The organism is Anaerolineae bacterium (assembly GCA_035529315.1).
Classification (GTDB): domain Bacteria; phylum Desulfobacterota; class Desulfobacteria; order Desulfobacterales; family ETH-SRB1; genus Desulfaltia.
The window spans coordinates 1-16977 of sequence record DATKWZ010000013.1 but is presented as its reverse complement, the minus strand read 5'-3'; the positions used below and the strand labels follow the sequence as shown (position 1 = coordinate 16977).

Below are 16977 nucleotides of genomic sequence, written 5' to 3'. Positions count from 1 at the left end.
TTATGGGGACTGAATCGATGAAAATGACAAGAGACACAATATCTTCGATGAGCAGAGAGGGTAAGTATCTCACCTTTGAGCTTGATAGCGAAGAATACGGCCTGGAAATTCTTAAGGTAAAAGAGATTATCGGCATTATGAATATTACCCCTGTCCCACAGACGCCATCGTATGTAAAGGGGGTTATAAATCTCAGGGGGAAGGTTATTCCGGTAATCGATCTTCGCCTGAAATTCAAAATAGAACCGCTCGAATATAACGAGCGCACCTGTATAATTGTGGTTAATATTGCAGGTGAGTCGGGTAACGAAATCATGGTCGGCATTGTGGTGGATTCTGTTTCCGAGGTCTTGAATATCAATGCTGATGAGATAGAGGATACTCCGACATTCGGCACAAAACTGAATACCGAGTATATCCTGGGCATGGCCAAGATCAAGGGGGGGATAAAGATTATGCTTGATATTGATCGGGTGCTGACTGCTGAAGAAATTGCTGTTTTGGATGAAGCTGTTTAGTGCGGTGCTTGTTGGGAAAATGGCAGATTGCTATGGCAAAGGCAGAGAACTGTTCCGGCGCTGACGCGGGTCTTAAAAATTTAACGAGCCGGTTTCGGACATCCTTTTTCAGTGAGTCAAGAAGAGATTATTTCCATGGAAGAAGGGGATTTTAAAGATTTTTAACAGATGAGTTACGAATTAAAGGATACTGATTTTGAAAGGATAAGCCGCCTTGTTTATGAACAGAGCGGCATTAATTTGCATGCGGGTAAGAAGGAGCTGGTAAAGGCGAGATTGGGCAAACGTCTGAGGGAAGGAAAATTCGGGTCTTTCAGGGATTATTATCGTTATGTGACAACCGAAAAGGGGATTAATGAGCTGGTTGCCATGATCGATTCCATTTCCACCAACCTGACGAGCTTTTTCAGGGAAGAGAGCCATTTTAATAAACTTTACGAGATTGTGCCTGAAATGATAGAAGCGACTTATAATGAACGCCGTATGCCGAAATTGAGGATATGGAGCGCGGGTTGTTCGACCGGAGAGGAACCCTATTCGCTTGCTATTACGGCGAGAGAGATTATCGGCGGAAGAAATTGTGATCTCCGGATATTGGGTACCGATATTTCCACAAGGACGCTCAGAACAGCTATGGCTGGTATATACGCGAAGGAAAAGATAAAAAATATTCCTCCCTTGCTGTTAAGAAAATATTTTCAGATTGGTCAGGGTAGCTGGGATGGGTGCTATCGTGTGAAGAAGGAGCTTAGAGATATTATAAAATTCACGAGATTCAATCTTATGGACATCCCCTCTTTTAATGATCCCTTTGACATCATATTTTGTAGAAACGTTATGATATATTTTGATAAAGAAACACAAAAGAGTCTGGTTGACAGGTTTTATGGTTATTTAAAGGAAGGGGGTTATTTCTTTGCCGGTCATTCCGAAAGCCTGACGGGTTTAAGGCACGGATTTAAGTATATTGAGCCGAGTGTTTATCAGAAATGAGGTTCAAGGTTCAAGGGCTCAGGGTTAAATAATGGTCAATTCTGAACAGTGTGGTAACTTTATGAGTCGGATTGTAGTCGGGGTTTCAGACATAAGGGTAAGCGGAGACGTTGAGGATATATTGATTACCTACGCCCTTGGTTCATGCATCGGTATTGCTGTTTATGATCCCGTGGTAAAGGTGGGGGGACTTTTGCATTTTATGCTTCCTGATTCATCAATTGATTTAAACAAAGCCGTAAAGACACCGGCAATGTTTGCCGATACCGGCATACCTCTTTTGTTTAAATCATGTTACAGGTTGGGAGCTGAAAAAAGGCATATGATCGTAAAGGTTGCCGGCGGTTCCAATGTCATGGATAATGCAAACTACTTCCGGATCGGCCAGAAAAACATAATCGCTTTGAGAAAGATATTCTGGAGAAACAATGTCCTGATAGATGGCGAGGACATCGGCGGATATTACAACCGGACAGTTCTTCTGGATATTTCTACCGGCAAAGTTGTTGTTAAGGACTCCGGCAGGATTTTGCGGGAGCTGTAAAAGGGGGCATCATGTCTTTCAATGTGCTGATTGTGGATGATTCAAGCTCAATGCGCGCTGTTATAAAAAAGATCATCTTGATTTCAGGTTTCAAGATGAATCAGTGTTTTGAGGCTGGAAATGGTAAAGAAGCGCTGGCAGTGCTGGCAGACAATTGGGTGGATGTTATTATGTCGGATATAAATATGCCGGCAATGAATGGTTTTGAATTGTTGGTGAGGCTGCAGAAAGACAATCTTCTCAGGGATATCCCCGTCATAGTCGTAACCACGGAAAGCAGTGAGAAACGCAAGCAGGATGCTTTCAATCTGGGAGTAAAGGGTTTTATAAAAAAGCCTTTCCTGCCTGAAGAGGTTAAAAAAATTCTTTATGATGTCATAGGGGTGAGTGATGAAGGAGAGTATGAAGAAGATAGAGGAGATGACAAGGCTTTCGATTTTTGAGGTCTTTAAAAAGATGTTTTTTGTCTTTCTCGAGCCTCTGGATGATGAAGGCAATGGATATGATGTGGAGGCTGCCATAAGGTTTGAAGGCCCGGTGAGTGGGGAGATCAGGATATTCCTTTCCACGGATCTTGTGAAAACCATGGTTCAGAACATGCTGGGTTTGCAGGAAGATGAAATTACCATGCAGAGTATGGAGGATTGCTCAAAAGAAGCGGTTAATATGATCTGCGGAAATTTTCTCGGCAGATTTGACAGCACAAAGGTGTTTAATCTATCAGTGCCAACATTCAGCAAAGAAATCCGGAGTCTTGAATTAGGTAAAAATGCCTTTAGAACGGATTTTGACTCGGATGGTGGAAGGGTTGGCATGATGGCGACTCTGTCAAATCAATAAGACGAAATATTTCATGAAACAAAAAGATATTCAGCTATATAAATATTAACAGATAAAAAAAATATTAACGCCCAGATATTCGGCGGGGCAATTCGCAATTAAGCGAAGCAAATCCCGTGAGAGGAAAGCCTAACGTTGAAAAAAATAAGAGTACTTATAGTTGATGATTCCGCTATTGTGAGGAAGATATTTTCCGAAGAGCTTTCAAAATTTCCAGATATTGAAGTGGTGGGAACAGCCCCTGACCCATTTGTTGCCAGGGATAAGATTGTAAGGCTCAAGCCGGATGTGATAACCTTGGATATTGAAATGCCCAGGATGGACGGCCTTACCTTTCTCAAGAAACTGATGAGACATTATCCGATGCCGGTAATCATAGTCAGCTCCCTGACACCAAAGGGAGGGCGCTTGACGTTGGAGGCAATGGATATCGGCGCTGTTGAGGTTATTGGAAAACCAGGTGGTTCCTATACTGTTGGGGATATGAGCGCTCAACTGGCAGAGAAAATCAGGGCGGCATCAAATGTAAGGATGGTAAAGAAAGATTCGAGTGAAGAATCCGCGTCCGCAAGCTCTAAAATGATAAAAGCCCTTGCAAAGACTTCCGACAAGATCATTGCCATCGGCGCTTCTACGGGCGGGACCGAGGCATTAAAAACTATTCTGACCGGAATGCCTCCGAATTCACCCGGGATACTTATAGTTCAGCACATGCCGGCCAAGTTTACAACGGCTTTTGCGGAAAGGCTGAACGGCCTCTGTCGTATTAGGGTAAAAGAGGCCGAAAGCGATGATTTTGTAAGTTCGGGGACAGCATTGATTGCGCCTGGTAATTATCACATGATTTTGAGGAGGAGCGGCGCCAGGTATTATGTTGAGGTCAAGGATGGTCCAATGGTTCATCATCAGCGTCCCTCGGTTGATATTTTGTTTAAGTCAACTGCTCAATATGCAGGACCGAATTCGATCGGAGTTATACTTACAGGTATGGGGTCAGATGGTGCAGAAGGGCTTCTGGAGATGAAGCGTTCCGGCGCTAAAACGATCGCCCAGGATGAGAAATCGTGTGTTGTCTTTGGAATGCCTAAAGAGGCTATAAAATTAGGGGCTGTGGATATGGTAGTATCTTTGAATCAAATGACTGAAAAAATAATAGACATGGTGTAACTTATGGAAGACTATAATCCTTTGATAAGTTTGATTGACAATATGGCTTCCGACTTTTTATTTATTGACGGCAAAAAGATAGATGTGCCTGCAGCCGGGAAGTTTTTTAGCAAGTTGAATGCGTTGATAAAAGAAGCGGACAGCCGGAAGATATTTCAGTTAAAGAATGTTGCCGCCGGATTGAACTCGCTTTTAGAAAAAATTGTTCTTAATGAGATTGATGATGAAGAAGCAGGTTTTAATGCCTTTGAGAAAGGGATTATCCTGATGCAGAAAATCGGCGAGAGTTTCAAAAACACAGGCGGCTATGAGGGGGATATTGAAACTTTTGCGGAGTCGATTTCCGCGCTTACGGGAGAGCAGAGAGCAGAGAGCAACAAGCAACCAACAACCAGTGTTGTTGAGGTGCAGGATGAATCATTGTTAAGGGATTTTATTATTGAAGGCCTCGAATATATTGATGAGATCGAGGTGAACATATTGAATCTGGAACAGGACCCCGAGAACAAAGATTATATCAATAATATTTTCAGGCCGTTTCATTCTATAAAAGGGGTGGCAAGTTTTTTGAACCTGGATCAGATCCGCGAACTTGCCCACAGCCTGGAAACCCTTCTGGACAGGGCAAGGAACGGTGAATTGTCTGTGACTTCCGGGGTTATAGATGTAATCCTTGACGGAGCTGATGGACTGAAGGCAATGATAGTTAAGTTGAGAGACGATTTTGGAGGCAAGCCCGAGGAGCCTTTAAAGATTGATCTGCCTGCCCTGATGGCGCGAATAGAAAGCGTTAAAGTGGAAAATCCTGAGATTCAGGAAAGAAAAAAAGTGGGGGAGATACTGGTCGAAGAAGGCGTTATAACAAAGGAAGTACTGGAACAGGGGCTGAAGATTGCAAAGCAAACAGTTCCGCCAAAAAAGATAGGAGAAATCCTGATTGCCGAATGCAAGGCTACTCCTAAGCAAGTGTCCGGAGCCCTGAGGAATCAGGCGAATCCGGACATGGATACTGCCGCAACAAGGGTGAATATCAAGAAGCTGGATGATCTTATTGATATGGTTGGTGAGCTGGTTATTACACAGTCTATGATCAGGCAGAGCCCGATTATTCAAGCAAATGGCGACAGGAAACTGACTAAAAACATTGCCCAGCTGACCAGTATTACGTCGGAACTCCAGAGAACATCCACCAGATTGAGGATGGTGCCGATCAAGCAATCTTTTCAGAGGATGTCCCGTCTGATAAGAGATCTGTCTAAAAGCTCCGGTAAATTAATTGACATTGTTACTGAAGGTGAGGACACTGAGATAGACAGGAATATGGTGAATGAAATATATAGTCCCCTTGTCCATATGATAAGAAATGCCGTGGATCACGGCATAGAGCTTCCGGAAGAGCGGGTAAAACTGGGGAAAACTGAGAAAGGTATGATACAGCTTCGCGCATACCACGGAGGCGGCAATGTTGTCATTGAAATATCAGATAACGGCAAAGGGCTTGACAGAGACAGTATCCTGAAAAAAGCTGTTGAAAACGGGATTATTGACGATTCACACGGTCTCTCGGATCAGGATGTTTATAAGCTGATTTTTCTTCCGGGTTTTTCAACGGCCGCGAAGGTGACGGATATTTCCGGTCGGGGAGTAGGGATGGATGTTGTGAAACAGGCCGTTGAAAAATTGCGGGGGAAGATAGAAATTTATAATGTGTATGGCAAGGGCGTCACTGTTACAGCCAGATTTCCCCTTACCATGGCCATTATTAACGGCATGGTTGTGCGTATAGGAGATGAAAAGTATATTATTCCCATTACTGCGATCAGGAAATTATTACGCCCTGCACGAGAAGCATACAATAAGGTGGTGGGTAAGGGTGAAATGATAAATGTAATGGGCAATCTTCTGCCGCTGGTAAGGTTGTATAAGCTTTTTGGCATAGAACCTGAACATAAAAACCCCTGGGAGGCTGTAACAGTGGTGGTAGAGGGTGAAAACAGGTCCAAGTGCTTGCTGGTAGATGAAATTATTGGTGGAGAGGAAGTGGTGATCAAGAGTCTTGGCGAAGGGTTGAAAAGCGCCAGGGGGGTTTCCGGCGGCGCTATCATGGGGGACGGCAATGTAGGGTTGATACTGGATACTGAAAGTTTGTTTGAATTGAGTGAGAGTTTAGGCTGAAGGTGTTTAGGCTGAGGTGATCTCACAGACTTCAGCTTACAGCCCAAATAACCTTAATAAAGGGAGCGCGGTCATGGAGATTGACAAGAATATGGAAATACTGGTGGTTGACGATTTTGCCACTATGAGAAAGGTTATTAAAAATCTTTTAAAACAGGCCGGGTATAAAAACATTACCGAGGCCGAAGATGGTGTGGCGGCTTTGACGGTATTAAAATCGCAAAAGATAAATTTTATCATTTCCGACTGGAATATGCCGAACATGAACGGTCTTGAGCTTCTTAAAGCTGTCAGGGCGGATAATGAATTGAGTGGTTTGCCATTCCTGATGGTTACGGCTGAAGGGCTTAAAGAAAACATTGTGCAGGCGGTTAAGGCAGGTGTCAGTAATTACATTATAAAGCCTTTTACTGCTGAAGTTCTGAGCGAAAAGATTGAGAAAACCGTAAAGAGTTTGTAGGAGGAAAGCATGGACGTTAGATTTATAAATGCCTTTTTAGAGGGAACGATTAACGTGCTGAAGACAATGGCTTTTATTGAACCAAAGCCGGGTAAGCCCTATCTCAAAAAGGATGGTTTGGCCAAAGGTGATGTTAGCGGGATAATCGGTCTCACAGGAATGGCAACCGGCTCAATGGCCCTTAGCTTTTCCGAGAAATCTATATTAAAGATTGTATCAAATATGTTAGGGGAAGATATTAAGGAAATCAATGGCGATATTACGGATGCCGTGGGTGAGATTACAAATATGGTTTCAGGTGTTGCCAGAAAAAATCTGGAATCACTTGGCTTAAATATTTTAGGGGCAATTCCTACCGTGGTTTCCGGCAAAAGTCACTCTGTCTCGCATGTGATGGGTGGACCGAGTATTATTATTCCGTTTGAGACTGAGGATGGGCCTTTTGTTGTAGATATTTGTATGAGCATGGTGAAAAAAAAGTGAAAAAACTAAGAGGCAATGACCGGTTAAGTCCCTTATTAAACTGTGTTAGATGTGGTTGTTTAGAAGGTAGGGCAAACAGTAGAGCAAAATCGGTTGATTGATATGGTAAAGAAAGTAAGAGATGTCCTGAGTTTTAATTAATCTTATACCTCTTTAATTTTTCCACAAATGTCGTTCTGTTCAGGTTCAATAACTTTGCGGCCCTGTTTTTTATCCCATTCGATTTTTGCAGAGCCTTTTGGAGCAAATCTTTTTCAAATTGACCAATTATTTCGTTTAGGCCAAGGCCTTCATCCGGAATCTCGATATTCTTTATATTTTTTTCAGTTTGCCCTGAATTCAGCCTTATCTTATCAGGCAAATCCTTTACCTCTATCTTGCCGTATTCCTTTATGACAACAAGCATTTCAATCAGGTTTTGCAATTCTCTTACATTGCCCGGCCAGTGATATTTCGTAAGGTAATTCACGGCTTCGGGCGTTAATCCATCTATATTTTTTTCTTTTAATCTATTAAATGTACTCAGGAAATGGTTGGTCAGGACAGGTATGTCCGCCTTCCTTTCTCTGAGAGGCGGAAGATTAATGGGTATTACATTGATGCGGTAAAAAAGATCCTCCCTGAATCTTTTTTCCGCCACGGCCTTTTCTAAATCCTGGTTTGTTGCGGTAATAATCCTTATGTCCACATCTATGGTTTTTATGCCTCCAATCCGTTCGAACCGCCTTTCCTGTATTACCCTAAGCACCTTTACCTGCAATGAAGGGCTCATGTCGCCTATCTCATCGAGAAAGATAGTCCCCCCCTGGGCCAATTCAAACCGTCCTGTTCTGCTCCGTATGGCTCCGGTAAACGCGCCTTTTTCATGGCCAAACAGTTCACTTTCGAGAAGCTCTTCTGGAATTGCCCCGCAGTTTACCGCAACAAGAGGATAGTCTCTCCTGTCGCTATTGAAATGCAGCGCACGGCATACCAGCTCCTTGCCTGTTCCGCTTTCGCCGTATATGGCAACGGTGCTGTCTGATGAGGCCACCTTTTTAATTTTTTCAAGAACCTTCCTCATGCTATCGCTGTAAGCTGTTAATTTGCCGAAATCATATTTTTCCTCTAAATGCTTCCTGAGCGCGATGTTTTCCTCTTTGAGCCTTGCATGGGAGAGCGCCCTCGTAACAGCCATCTCGACAATATCTTTTTTTAAAGGTTTTGTTATATAATCAAACGCCCCCATCTTCATGGCATTAATAGCGCTTGTTACTGTGGCATGACCGGTGATTATGATAACGGCATTTTCAGGATGCATCTCTTTTATGAATTTAAGCAGATGCAGACCATCCACGTGAGGCATTTTCAGATCTGTTATTACCAGATCGTACTTGTCATAAGGAAAGACATCTATTGCCTCCTTCCCGTCACAGACAGCCTTAACCTCATACCCGTTTTCAGATAACAGTTCCGTCAGATTTTTTCTGCTAAGATCATCATCTTCCGCAATTAATATCTTAACCTTTTTCATAGTAACTCATTTGCCTGACTCCCTTTCAAAGGTCTCAACTTGTCGGCGCAAAGCGAAACTCCCGTTTACGGCTCTGCAGGGAGTTTCAATAAGATCAATCAGAAATGGCGGAAGTGCATGGGAATCGAACCCACCTAAGACGGTTTTAGCGCCTCACGCCGGATTTGAAGTCCGGGAGCCCCACCAGTGAGCTGCGCACTTCCGTATTTGTCGAAACTGTTAAAGAAACCTTTGAAAAATACGATTTTTCAAAGGTTTTAGAATTTTGTTATCATATTAGTATAATTTTTTTTGTCAATAATTTTTCACCTGTAGAATCAGGCTTTTTAACCACAGGGCACGCAAAGACCTCGGAAAAGACCATTCTTTTTTATGGAAAATCTCTGTGAACTCTGTGAACTCTGTGGTAAGAGATTATAGATTCGGTTGTCTAAGATCTGCCTTGCGGGAGCAAAACGAAACCCAAGGCAAGCTTAAGGATGTGAAAAATTATAAAAATAAAATTTCAAAATCTTCGTGTGCTTTGTGGTAAAAAAGTGGTTTATTAAAAAAAGGAGAATTCCATTACATGATAGCCTATTTTGACTGTTTTTCCGGTATAAGCGGCGACATGACACTGGGCGCCTTTATTGATCTTGGAGTGCCTGTAAAATGGCTGGAAGAATCTCTTTGCGCTATTCCATTAACAGGTTTTAACATAGCTGTTTCATCTGTTGTCAGGCATGGAATAACAGCTAAGAGCGTTCATGTTTATTCAGAGGATAATGCAGAGTCAAGGGATTATACTGAGATAAGGTCTTTAATTGAAAAAAGTTCTTTATCGGTCATGATTAAAGAAAATAGTCTTAAAATTTTTGAAAGGCTTGCAAATGCTGAATCAAAAATACATGGATGTCCGGCGGAAAAGGTTCATTTTCATGAAGTCGGCGGAATTGATGCCATAGCAGATATTGTCGGAGCGGCTCTTTGCATTGAGTATTTAGGCATTAAGAGGATAACCGCCTCAGGCCTGGCTCTTGGAACAGGCTTTGTATCCTGTGGGCACGGCACATTGCCTTTGCCGTCTCCTGCCACGCTTGAAATTCTAAAAGGGATTCCGGTATTTGGCTCAGGTATTGCCCATGAACTTGTAACTCCTACAGGAGCTGCAATTATAGCCACACTTGCCGAATCTTACGGGCCGCTGCCTGATATGGTGATTGAAAAAACAGGCTACGGTGCCGGTAAGCAAGACATTGAATCAAAGCCGAATCTTTTGCGGATCATTGCCGGAACACCACAAAATCATCAAACCGATTGTCAAAAAGATACGGTAGTTATGATAGAAACCTGTATTGATGATATGAATCCTGAAATCTTCGGGTTTGTCATGGATCGTTTGTTTGAAGACGGAGCTCTCGATGTTTACTGGATTCCGGTTTTTATGAAGAAAAACAGGCCGGGGACAATGATGCAGGTCTTGTGCCGGGAGAGCCGTAAGGATATAATAATAAAGCGTATTTTATCTGAAACCACATCATCTGGCGTAAGATACTATAATGTTGAAAGGGCAATACTTGCTCGTAAAGAGATAATCGTTAAAACCGGATACGGGATGATTAAGGCTAAACAAATTACAGGTCCTGAAGGCGGCATGCGGATCATTCCCGAGTATGAGGTTTGCAAAAAGATTGCTCTTGAAAAAAATATTCCGATAAGAGTTGTGTACGATACAATAGCAAAAGAGGGATCACAACAATCCCTTGACAAAAAACATGCCTAGGCTATAGAAAATAGCCATGAATTTTCGAGAAAAATCGGTCATGTTTTTTGCGACCGGCTGTTTTATCGGGAACATTCCTTTTGCTCCCGGTACTTTTGGGACCATCCTGGGGATTCCGCTTTGTTTTCTTCTATCCGGAACCAATTTTTTAATTGCTGTCCTTCTGACAGTGATATTTATTGTTTTTGCCATATTCATAGCTCATCATGCTGAAAAAATATTAAAAAAAAATGATCCCGGGTGTATTGTTATTGATGAAATCGCAGGATTTATGGTAGCATTATTTGGTTTGCCTTTTAATGCCGTCTATGTGTCGGCCGGATTTGTGATATTCAGATTTTTTGATATCCTGAAACCTTTTCCGATACGTTTGATTGAAAGAAAATTATCAGGAGGGACAGCAATTGTTATGGATGATGTGGCGGCAGGTATTTGTAGTAATTTGGCATTAAGAATTGTTTTACATTTGTGGCTGAACTGATACAAAAAAAGAAAGGCGACAGAATATATTGAAATCAAAAAATTCTTCTGAAATAGAAACTTCTGCAACAAAAAAGAGCGCTCTCAAGGAGAACATTGAAGCAATAATTATTGCAATATTAATAGCCTTATTTATACGCACTTTTGTTGTTCAGGCCTTTAAAATTCCATCAGGCTCAATGAAGCAGACGCTTTTGATAGGCGATCATATACTGGTAAATAAGTTTATTTACGGGGTTAAAATTCCATTTTCAGACATTACGGTTATCCCGATTAAAAACCCAAAGCGTGGGGACATCGTAGTCTTTAAGTTCCCGGAGGATCCTAAAAAGGATTTTATAAAAAGGGTCGTCGGTGTTTCCGGAGACGTGGTTGAGATACATAATAAACAGGTATATATTAATAATATGCTTCTTAATCATGATCATGGCATTTACACGGACCCGCACATAATTCCCGGAGCTTTTCAACAAAGGGACAATTTCGGACCTGTTACTGTGCCTCCTGCTTCTCTTTTTGTGATGGGAGACAACAGGGATAACAGCTATGACAGCAGGTTTTGGGGTTTTGTTGATTTAAAAGCTGTAAAAGGAAAAGCATTTATTGTTTACTGGTCATGGGATAATGGAAGTTTTCGGGTCAGGTGGAACAGACTCGGGCATCTGTTAAAATGAAACATAACAGTGAACCCTGAACCCTAACAGGTGGATTATGAAGTTTGCAAAAAAAGATATTCTGGATATGGAATCGCTTTCAGTTGATGAAATTACCTTGATTCTTAATACTGCTAAACAAATGAAGGAAATTTCAAAAAGACCTGTCAAAAAGGTTCCGACTTTGCGAGGCAAGACAATAGTGCTTTTTTTCTATGAACCCAGCACCCGCACCCGCACATCTTTTGATATTGCGGCAAAGCGGCTTAGCGCCGACAGTATTTCAATATCCGGAAGCACCAGCAGCATAGTAAAGGGAGAAACCCTTGCAGATACAGCGCGGAACCTTGAAGCTATGAACCCTGATGTGATCGTTATACGTCATTCCATGGCAGGTGCTTCACATATGCTGGCAAAAATTGTCCGGACACCCATCATAAATGCAGGCGACGGAATGCATGCACATCCAACCCAGTCGCTGCTCGATCTTATGACTGTCAGAGAAAATAAGGGAAGGATCTCAGGCCTGCGCATTGCGATAATCGGGGATATATCCCACAGCAGGGTGGCGAGATCGAATATAATCGGGTTTGCAAAAATGGGCGCCGACGTCGTGCTTGCCGGCCCTCCGACCATGATCCCCAAAGGGGTCGAAACCCTTGGAGCTTCCGTTACATATAATGTGAATGATGCTGTTTGTAATGCTGATATCATAATGATGCTCAGGATACAAAAGGAGCGGCAAAAAGGCTTCTTGTTTTCGACTGAACGTGAGTATGCAAGGGTGTATGGGTTGACAATGGAAAGAATGAAAGGCGCTAAAAAGGATGTGCTGATCATGCATCCCGGGCCGGTTAATCGGGGCGTTGAAATAGCGCCGGAGGTCGCGGATGGACCATACTCGGTAATTATTGATCAGGTAACAAACGGCGTTGCGGTTCGTATGGCGCTTTTATATCTGACTGCAGGAGGTGCGCGCAATGTTGATGCTGATTAAGGGTGGAAGAGTAATTGATCCCGGCAATTTAGACGGCATCATGGATATTCTGATTGAAGATGGGAAAATAGTCGAACTCAAAACTCAAAACTCAAAACTCAAAACTCAAAACTCAAAACTCAAAGTCATTGATGCTTCAGGCAAAATAGTGACGCCTGGGCTGATTGATATGCATGTACATTTTCGTGAGCCAGGGCATGAATATAAAGAAACCATAGAAACAGGCTGCATGGCTGCGGCCTTTGGCGGGTTTACGGCGGTCTGTACAATGCCGAACACAAACCCTGTAAACGACAACACTCAGGTTACGGAATATATATTAAAAAAGGCTGGTCTTGCGGACACGGTTCGTGTTTACCCTGTTGCTGCGATAAGCCCCGGGCTTCAAGGGAAAGGCCTTTGCGAATATGGGGATTTGAAGGATGCGGGAGCTATCGCTGTTTCTGATGACGGCAACCCTGTAACGGACAGCCGGCTGATGCGCAGGGCCATGGAGTATGCAAAAGGATTCGGTCTTCTTGTAATATCCCACTGCGAAGTTCTTGATCTCGCTGTAAACGGGGTTATGAATGAAGGGGCGGTTGCGACACGAATGGGGCTCAGCGGAATACCAAATGCCGTTGAAAGCATTATGGTCATGCGGGATATAGCGCTTTGTGAATTAACAGAGGCTCCTCTTCATATTGCCCATGTGAGCACAATTGAATCTGTGCGTGCGATAAGGAATGCAAAAAACAGGGGTGTTTGTGTAACTGCGGAAACAGCGCCGCACTATTTTACCCTGACAGAGGATGCTGCCGAAGATTATAACACAAACGCAAAGATGAATCCTCCCCTGCGTTCGGACAGGGACAGGGAAGCGGTGCTTGAAGGACTGTCCGATGGAACCATTGACGTTATAGCCACAGATCATGCTCCCCATTCCTCAATTGAAAAAGGTGTTGAATTCGATATTGCGGCAAACGGAATAATAGGGCTCGAGACATCGCTTTCCCTGGGCTTGAAGCTGGTTGAAAAGGGCGTAATAACAATTGTTGATCTTATTGCAAAGATGTCGACAAATCCTGCCCGTATTTTAGGACTTGATCATGGCATAAAAAAAGGCAAGCCTGCCGATATAACCATCATAGACCCCGACATAACCTATAAGGTGGATGCCGGCGGCTTTCAATCGCTGAGTCGCAATACCCCCTTTGACGGTTGGAATATGAAAGGAAAAGCGGTTCTTACCATGGTAGGCGGGAAGGTCGTGTTTGGAAGATAATCCTCTGAAAAGAAGACTTGGGTGGTTGATATTTTTCAGGGTTGTAATTGCAACCTTCATGCTCGGCATTGCAACCTTTATACGGATTAAAGCAGCAGGATCATCTTCGCAGACAGCGTTTGTGCCGGTATATTTAATTGTAGCATTAACGTATCTTTTCTCTTTTGCCTGCCTTTTTATTCCAAGGATAATAAAAAACATCAGGGTAAACATATACCTGCAAAGCATTTTAGACCTTTCGCTGATAACAGGGCTTGTATATGTAACAGGCGGAACCGAGAGCATCTATTCCATCTTTTATCCCCTGGTCATTATCTATTCAACCCTCTTTCTGGCAGGCAGAGGAGGGTTGATATCAGCTTCTGTCAGCAGTATATTTTACGGTCTGCTGCTTGATCTCGAGTATTACGGTTTTATTCAACCGGTATATCAATGGGGTTATGATTACGACTTTGATGCCGGTTATGTGTTTTCGAGAATTTTTGTCCACATTATATCTTTTTATATTATCGCGTTGCTGACAAGTTTTGCCGTTAAACAGGAAAAAAAGACCAGAGAACTTCTAACGGAAAAGCAAAGCGCTTTTGATCAGCTTGACCTGCTGCATAAAAGTATAATCGAGTCTGTAAATACAGGTATTTTAACAGTCGATCTCCATGGAAATATAAAATCCTTTAACACCGAAGCTGAAAGGATCACCGATTTTTTGTGTTCCGAAATTATAAACAAAAAAATCGATGATGTCTTTCCTGTTCTTTCAAAAATATTGAATAACAAAGGTCAATGGAAGAACGGTCGCAGATTTGAAGTTGCGGATTCAGGAAAGATACTGGGTTGTTCTGTTTCCCCACTTGTTGACGGCAACAGAGAAAAAATAGGTGACATTCTGATCTTTCAGGATTTGACGGTTATTAAAGCAATGGAAGCTCAGATTGAAAAAAACAAAAGACTTGTATTTGTTGGTGAAATGGCCGCCAGCCTTGCCCATGAAATAAGAAACCCTCTTGCATCAATCAGCGGGCCGATTCAGATGTTGAGCAAAGGTTTAAAGCTGGACCAAACAGACAGAAGGCTTATGCAGATAGTTTTAAGAGGAAAGGATCGGCTTGAAGGCTTTGTTAAAGACTTCCTTCTTCTGGCGCGACCCAAGCAGTCTGAGCGAAAAGATATTGACGTTAAAACTATTATAGATGATGTCCTTGAATCTATTCACTTTAGCCCCGAATGGGACGAACATATCGAAGTAATTAAAAATTTATGCGATCAGGCCAATATATATGCAAACAAGGCGGAGATAAGACAGGTAATCTGGAACCTGATTTTAAATGCTGTTCAGGCGATGCCTGAGAAAGGCATACTGAAAATAGAAACCAGGCAGGTTCTTAATGACGGGGAAAAATATCTTGAGATACTTATAAGCGATAATGGCTTTGGGATCGAAGCAAAAAATCAAGACAAAGTATTTGAACCTTTTTACACAACAAAGGAAAACGGCACAGGCCTTGGAATGGCAATTGCAAACAGGATTGTGGAAAGCCACATGGGCAAGATCACAATCAAAAGCAAACCAGGAAAAGGCACGGATTGTATAGTTTTGCTGCCGCAAGAGGAGACCTTAGATGGCGAAGATTCTTGTTGTTGATGATGATCAGGGCATGAGAGAATTTTTAGAGATATTGCTTGCCAGAGAAGGATACAAGGTTACCTCTGTTTCAGGAGGCAAAGAGGCGCTTGGCCTCTGCAAAAAACATAAATTTGACCTGGCAATTACTGATTTGAAGATGCCTAAAGTCGATGGAATCGATGTTTTGAAAACTATCAAGGAGATTTCACCGGAAACAATGGTCATATTAATAACAGCTTTTGCTTCAGGGGAAACAGCCGTTGCCGCAATGAAGGAGGGCGCATACGACTATCTTGAGAAGAATTTTGATGTTGAGGACCTCAAGGCTGTGATAAAGGAAGCGCTCAGCAAAAAGGGTATTAAAGAGGAAGACGCGGTTTTTATGAAGGATGTGGAGGACGGTCTTTCCTTTGGAAATATGATTGGGAAAAGCAAGGGGATGCTAAAGGTCTATTCACTTGTTAAAAAAGTGGCGGATACTGCCGCCAACATTCTTATTACCGGCGAAAGCGGCACAGGCAAAGAGCTGGTAGCCATGGCCATTCATGAAAACAGTTCCAGAAAAGATGAATCATTTGTTGTTATAAACTGCGGGGGCATACCGGAAAACCTCCTTGAAAGCGAACTGTTCGGTTATATGAAGGGATCATTCAGTGGAGCTACTGCTGATAAGGTCGGTCTTTTTGAGGTTGCCCACAAGGGAACGATTTTTCTTGACGAGATTGGCGAACTGCCGCCGTTTCTTCAGGTAAAACTTCTTCGGGTGGTTCAGGAAAAAACCTTCAGAAGGATAGGCGGGACAGAAGATATCAAGGTGGATGTAAGGATTATATCCGCAACAAATCAGAATCTGGAGCAACAGGTTAAAAATGGTGGTTTTAGGGAAGATTTATATTACAGGCTTAATGTAATCCCCTTAAAAATCCCGCCGTTAAGGGAAAGGAATGAAGACATTCCTCTGCTGGCGAGCTATTTTATAGAAAAGTATTCAAAAGAATTTAAAAAGGAGATTAAAAAGATCTCTCCTTATGCGCTTCAGCTTCTTATGCAGCATCCTTTTCCCGGAAATGTAAGGGAGCTGGAAAATATTATTGAAAGAAGTGTGGCGCTTGAGGCTACTAATATAATCCTGCCGGAAAACCTTGTTATGCCCGAAGACAGCGGACAGGGTCAGGATAATGCTTTAAATATCGATATCCCTGAGGAAGGCATTGATCTTAATGAGGAGCTGGTAAAGGTCGAGAGGCTTTTGATAAAGAAAGCTCTTCAAAAGGCAAATAGTTCAAAAACAAAGGCCGCTAAACTTCTTAATATAAGTTTTGATTCACTGCGCTACCGGCTTGAAAAACTGGATGGTTAGGCGGTGAAAACAACATGCCTTTGGTGAAAATCGCTGGTTTTATTGTCAGGGTCGTAAAGATACAAGTCCTGCTTATTTAAAAAATATTGCGCATAACCCCTTGTGATTAAAAACTCTGCAACCCGCTATTAACAAAAAAATGCG

17 protein-coding genes and 1 tRNA gene are annotated in these 16977 nt (G+C 42.5%); 16 read left to right on the top strand and 2 right to left on the bottom strand.

What is annotated here, in order from left to right; all coding sequences use genetic code 11:
• Nucleotides 1-2 precede the first annotated feature (2 nt).
• The 9 genes from VMW78_02150 (at nt 3) to VMW78_02110 (ending at nt 7180) form a co-directional block, all read left to right on the top strand.
• Nucleotides 3-518 carry a chemotaxis protein CheW gene (locus tag VMW78_02150; protein HUV49810.1) on the top strand — a complete coding sequence of 172 codons (516 nt, stop codon included), beginning with the start codon at nt 3-5 and terminating at the stop codon, nt 516-518.
• A 168-nt stretch (nt 519-686) separates the two neighbouring features.
• Nucleotides 687-1511: a protein-glutamate O-methyltransferase gene (locus VMW78_02145; GenBank protein HUV49809.1), complete on the top strand. Its 825-nt coding sequence runs from the start codon at nt 687-689 to the stop codon at nt 1509-1511.
• A 61-nt stretch (nt 1512-1572) separates the two neighbouring features.
• Nucleotides 1573-2055 (top strand): chemotaxis protein CheD, encoded by a 483-nt coding sequence (locus VMW78_02140; GenBank protein HUV49808.1) that lies wholly within the window; start codon nt 1573-1575, stop codon nt 2053-2055.
• An 11-nt stretch (nt 2056-2066) separates the two neighbouring features.
• Nucleotides 2067-2498: a response regulator gene (locus VMW78_02135; protein HUV49807.1), complete on the top strand. Its 432-nt coding sequence runs from the start codon at nt 2067-2069 to the stop codon at nt 2496-2498.
• The gene (locus tag VMW78_02130) at nt 2458-2895 is read left to right on the top strand and encodes a chemotaxis protein CheX (protein HUV49806.1); all 438 of its coding nucleotides are present in this window, start codon (nt 2458-2460) and stop codon (nt 2893-2895) included. Before VMW78_02135 ends, VMW78_02130 begins: the two co-directional genes overlap by 41 nt.
• A 135-nt stretch (nt 2896-3030) precedes the next feature.
• Nucleotides 3031-4062, top strand: coding sequence for a chemotaxis response regulator protein-glutamate methylesterase (locus tag VMW78_02125; protein HUV49805.1), 1032 nt, complete (start codon nt 3031-3033; stop codon nt 4060-4062).
• 3 nt (nt 4063-4065) lie between these two features.
• Entirely contained in the window at nt 4066-6237 is a 2172-nt protein-coding gene (locus VMW78_02120; GenBank protein ID HUV49804.1) for a chemotaxis protein CheA, read from the top strand.
• A gap of 73 nt (nt 6238-6310) precedes the next feature.
• Entirely contained in the window at nt 6311-6697 is a 387-nt protein-coding gene (locus VMW78_02115) for a chemotaxis response regulator CheY (protein HUV49803.1), read from the top strand.
• Nucleotides 6698-6706: 9 nt separating this feature from the next.
• Complete coding sequence (locus VMW78_02110) at nt 6707-7180, top strand: chemotaxis protein CheX (protein ID HUV49802.1); 474 nt, start codon at nt 6707-6709, stop codon at nt 7178-7180.
• Between the two features lie 133 nt (nt 7181-7313).
• On the opposite strand, the gene VMW78_02105 is transcribed toward VMW78_02110, so the two are convergent.
• A complete protein-coding gene (locus VMW78_02105; GenBank protein HUV49801.1) occupies nt 7314-8693 on the bottom strand; it encodes a sigma-54 dependent transcriptional regulator in 1380 nt (459 codons plus the stop codon).
• A gap of 105 nt (nt 8694-8798) precedes the next feature.
• Nucleotides 8799-8896 (bottom strand) — tRNA-Sec (locus VMW78_02100).
• A gap of 365 nt (nt 8897-9261) precedes the next feature.
• Here VMW78_02100 and larC point away from each other — a divergent pair.
• Genes larC through VMW78_02065 form a run of 7 tightly spaced genes read left to right on the top strand, consistent with a single transcriptional unit; the run spans nt 9262 to nt 16833 of the window.
• The gene (gene larC, locus VMW78_02095; protein HUV49800.1) at nt 9262-10455 is read left to right on the top strand and encodes a nickel pincer cofactor biosynthesis protein LarC; all 1194 of its coding nucleotides are present in this window, start codon (nt 9262-9264) and stop codon (nt 10453-10455) included.
• Nucleotides 10456-10471: 16 nt separating this feature from the next.
• Entirely contained in the window at nt 10472-10936 is a 465-nt protein-coding gene (locus VMW78_02090) for a phosphatidylglycerophosphatase A (GenBank protein HUV49799.1), read from the top strand.
• 28 nt (nt 10937-10964) lie between these two features.
• Nucleotides 10965-11609, top strand: a complete 645-nt coding sequence (lepB, locus tag VMW78_02085; protein HUV49798.1) for a signal peptidase I — start codon at nt 10965-10967, stop codon at nt 11607-11609.
• A gap of 37 nt (nt 11610-11646) precedes the next feature.
• Nucleotides 11647-12585 (top strand): aspartate carbamoyltransferase catalytic subunit, encoded by a 939-nt coding sequence (locus tag VMW78_02080; protein ID HUV49797.1) that lies wholly within the window; start codon nt 11647-11649, stop codon nt 12583-12585.
• Nucleotides 12569-13849: a dihydroorotase gene (locus VMW78_02075; GenBank protein HUV49796.1), complete on the top strand. Its 1281-nt coding sequence runs from the start codon at nt 12569-12571 to the stop codon at nt 13847-13849. Before VMW78_02080 ends, VMW78_02075 begins: the two co-directional genes overlap by 17 nt.
• Nucleotides 13839-15491, top strand: coding sequence for an ATP-binding protein (locus VMW78_02070; protein ID HUV49795.1), 1653 nt, complete (start codon nt 13839-13841; stop codon nt 15489-15491). Before VMW78_02075 ends, VMW78_02070 begins: the two co-directional genes overlap by 11 nt.
• Nucleotides 15469-16833, top strand: coding sequence for a sigma-54 dependent transcriptional regulator (locus VMW78_02065; protein HUV49794.1), 1365 nt, complete (start codon nt 15469-15471; stop codon nt 16831-16833). The genes VMW78_02070 and VMW78_02065 overlap by 23 nt, the downstream gene beginning before the upstream one ends.
• Nucleotides 16834-16977: the final 144 nt, after the last annotated feature.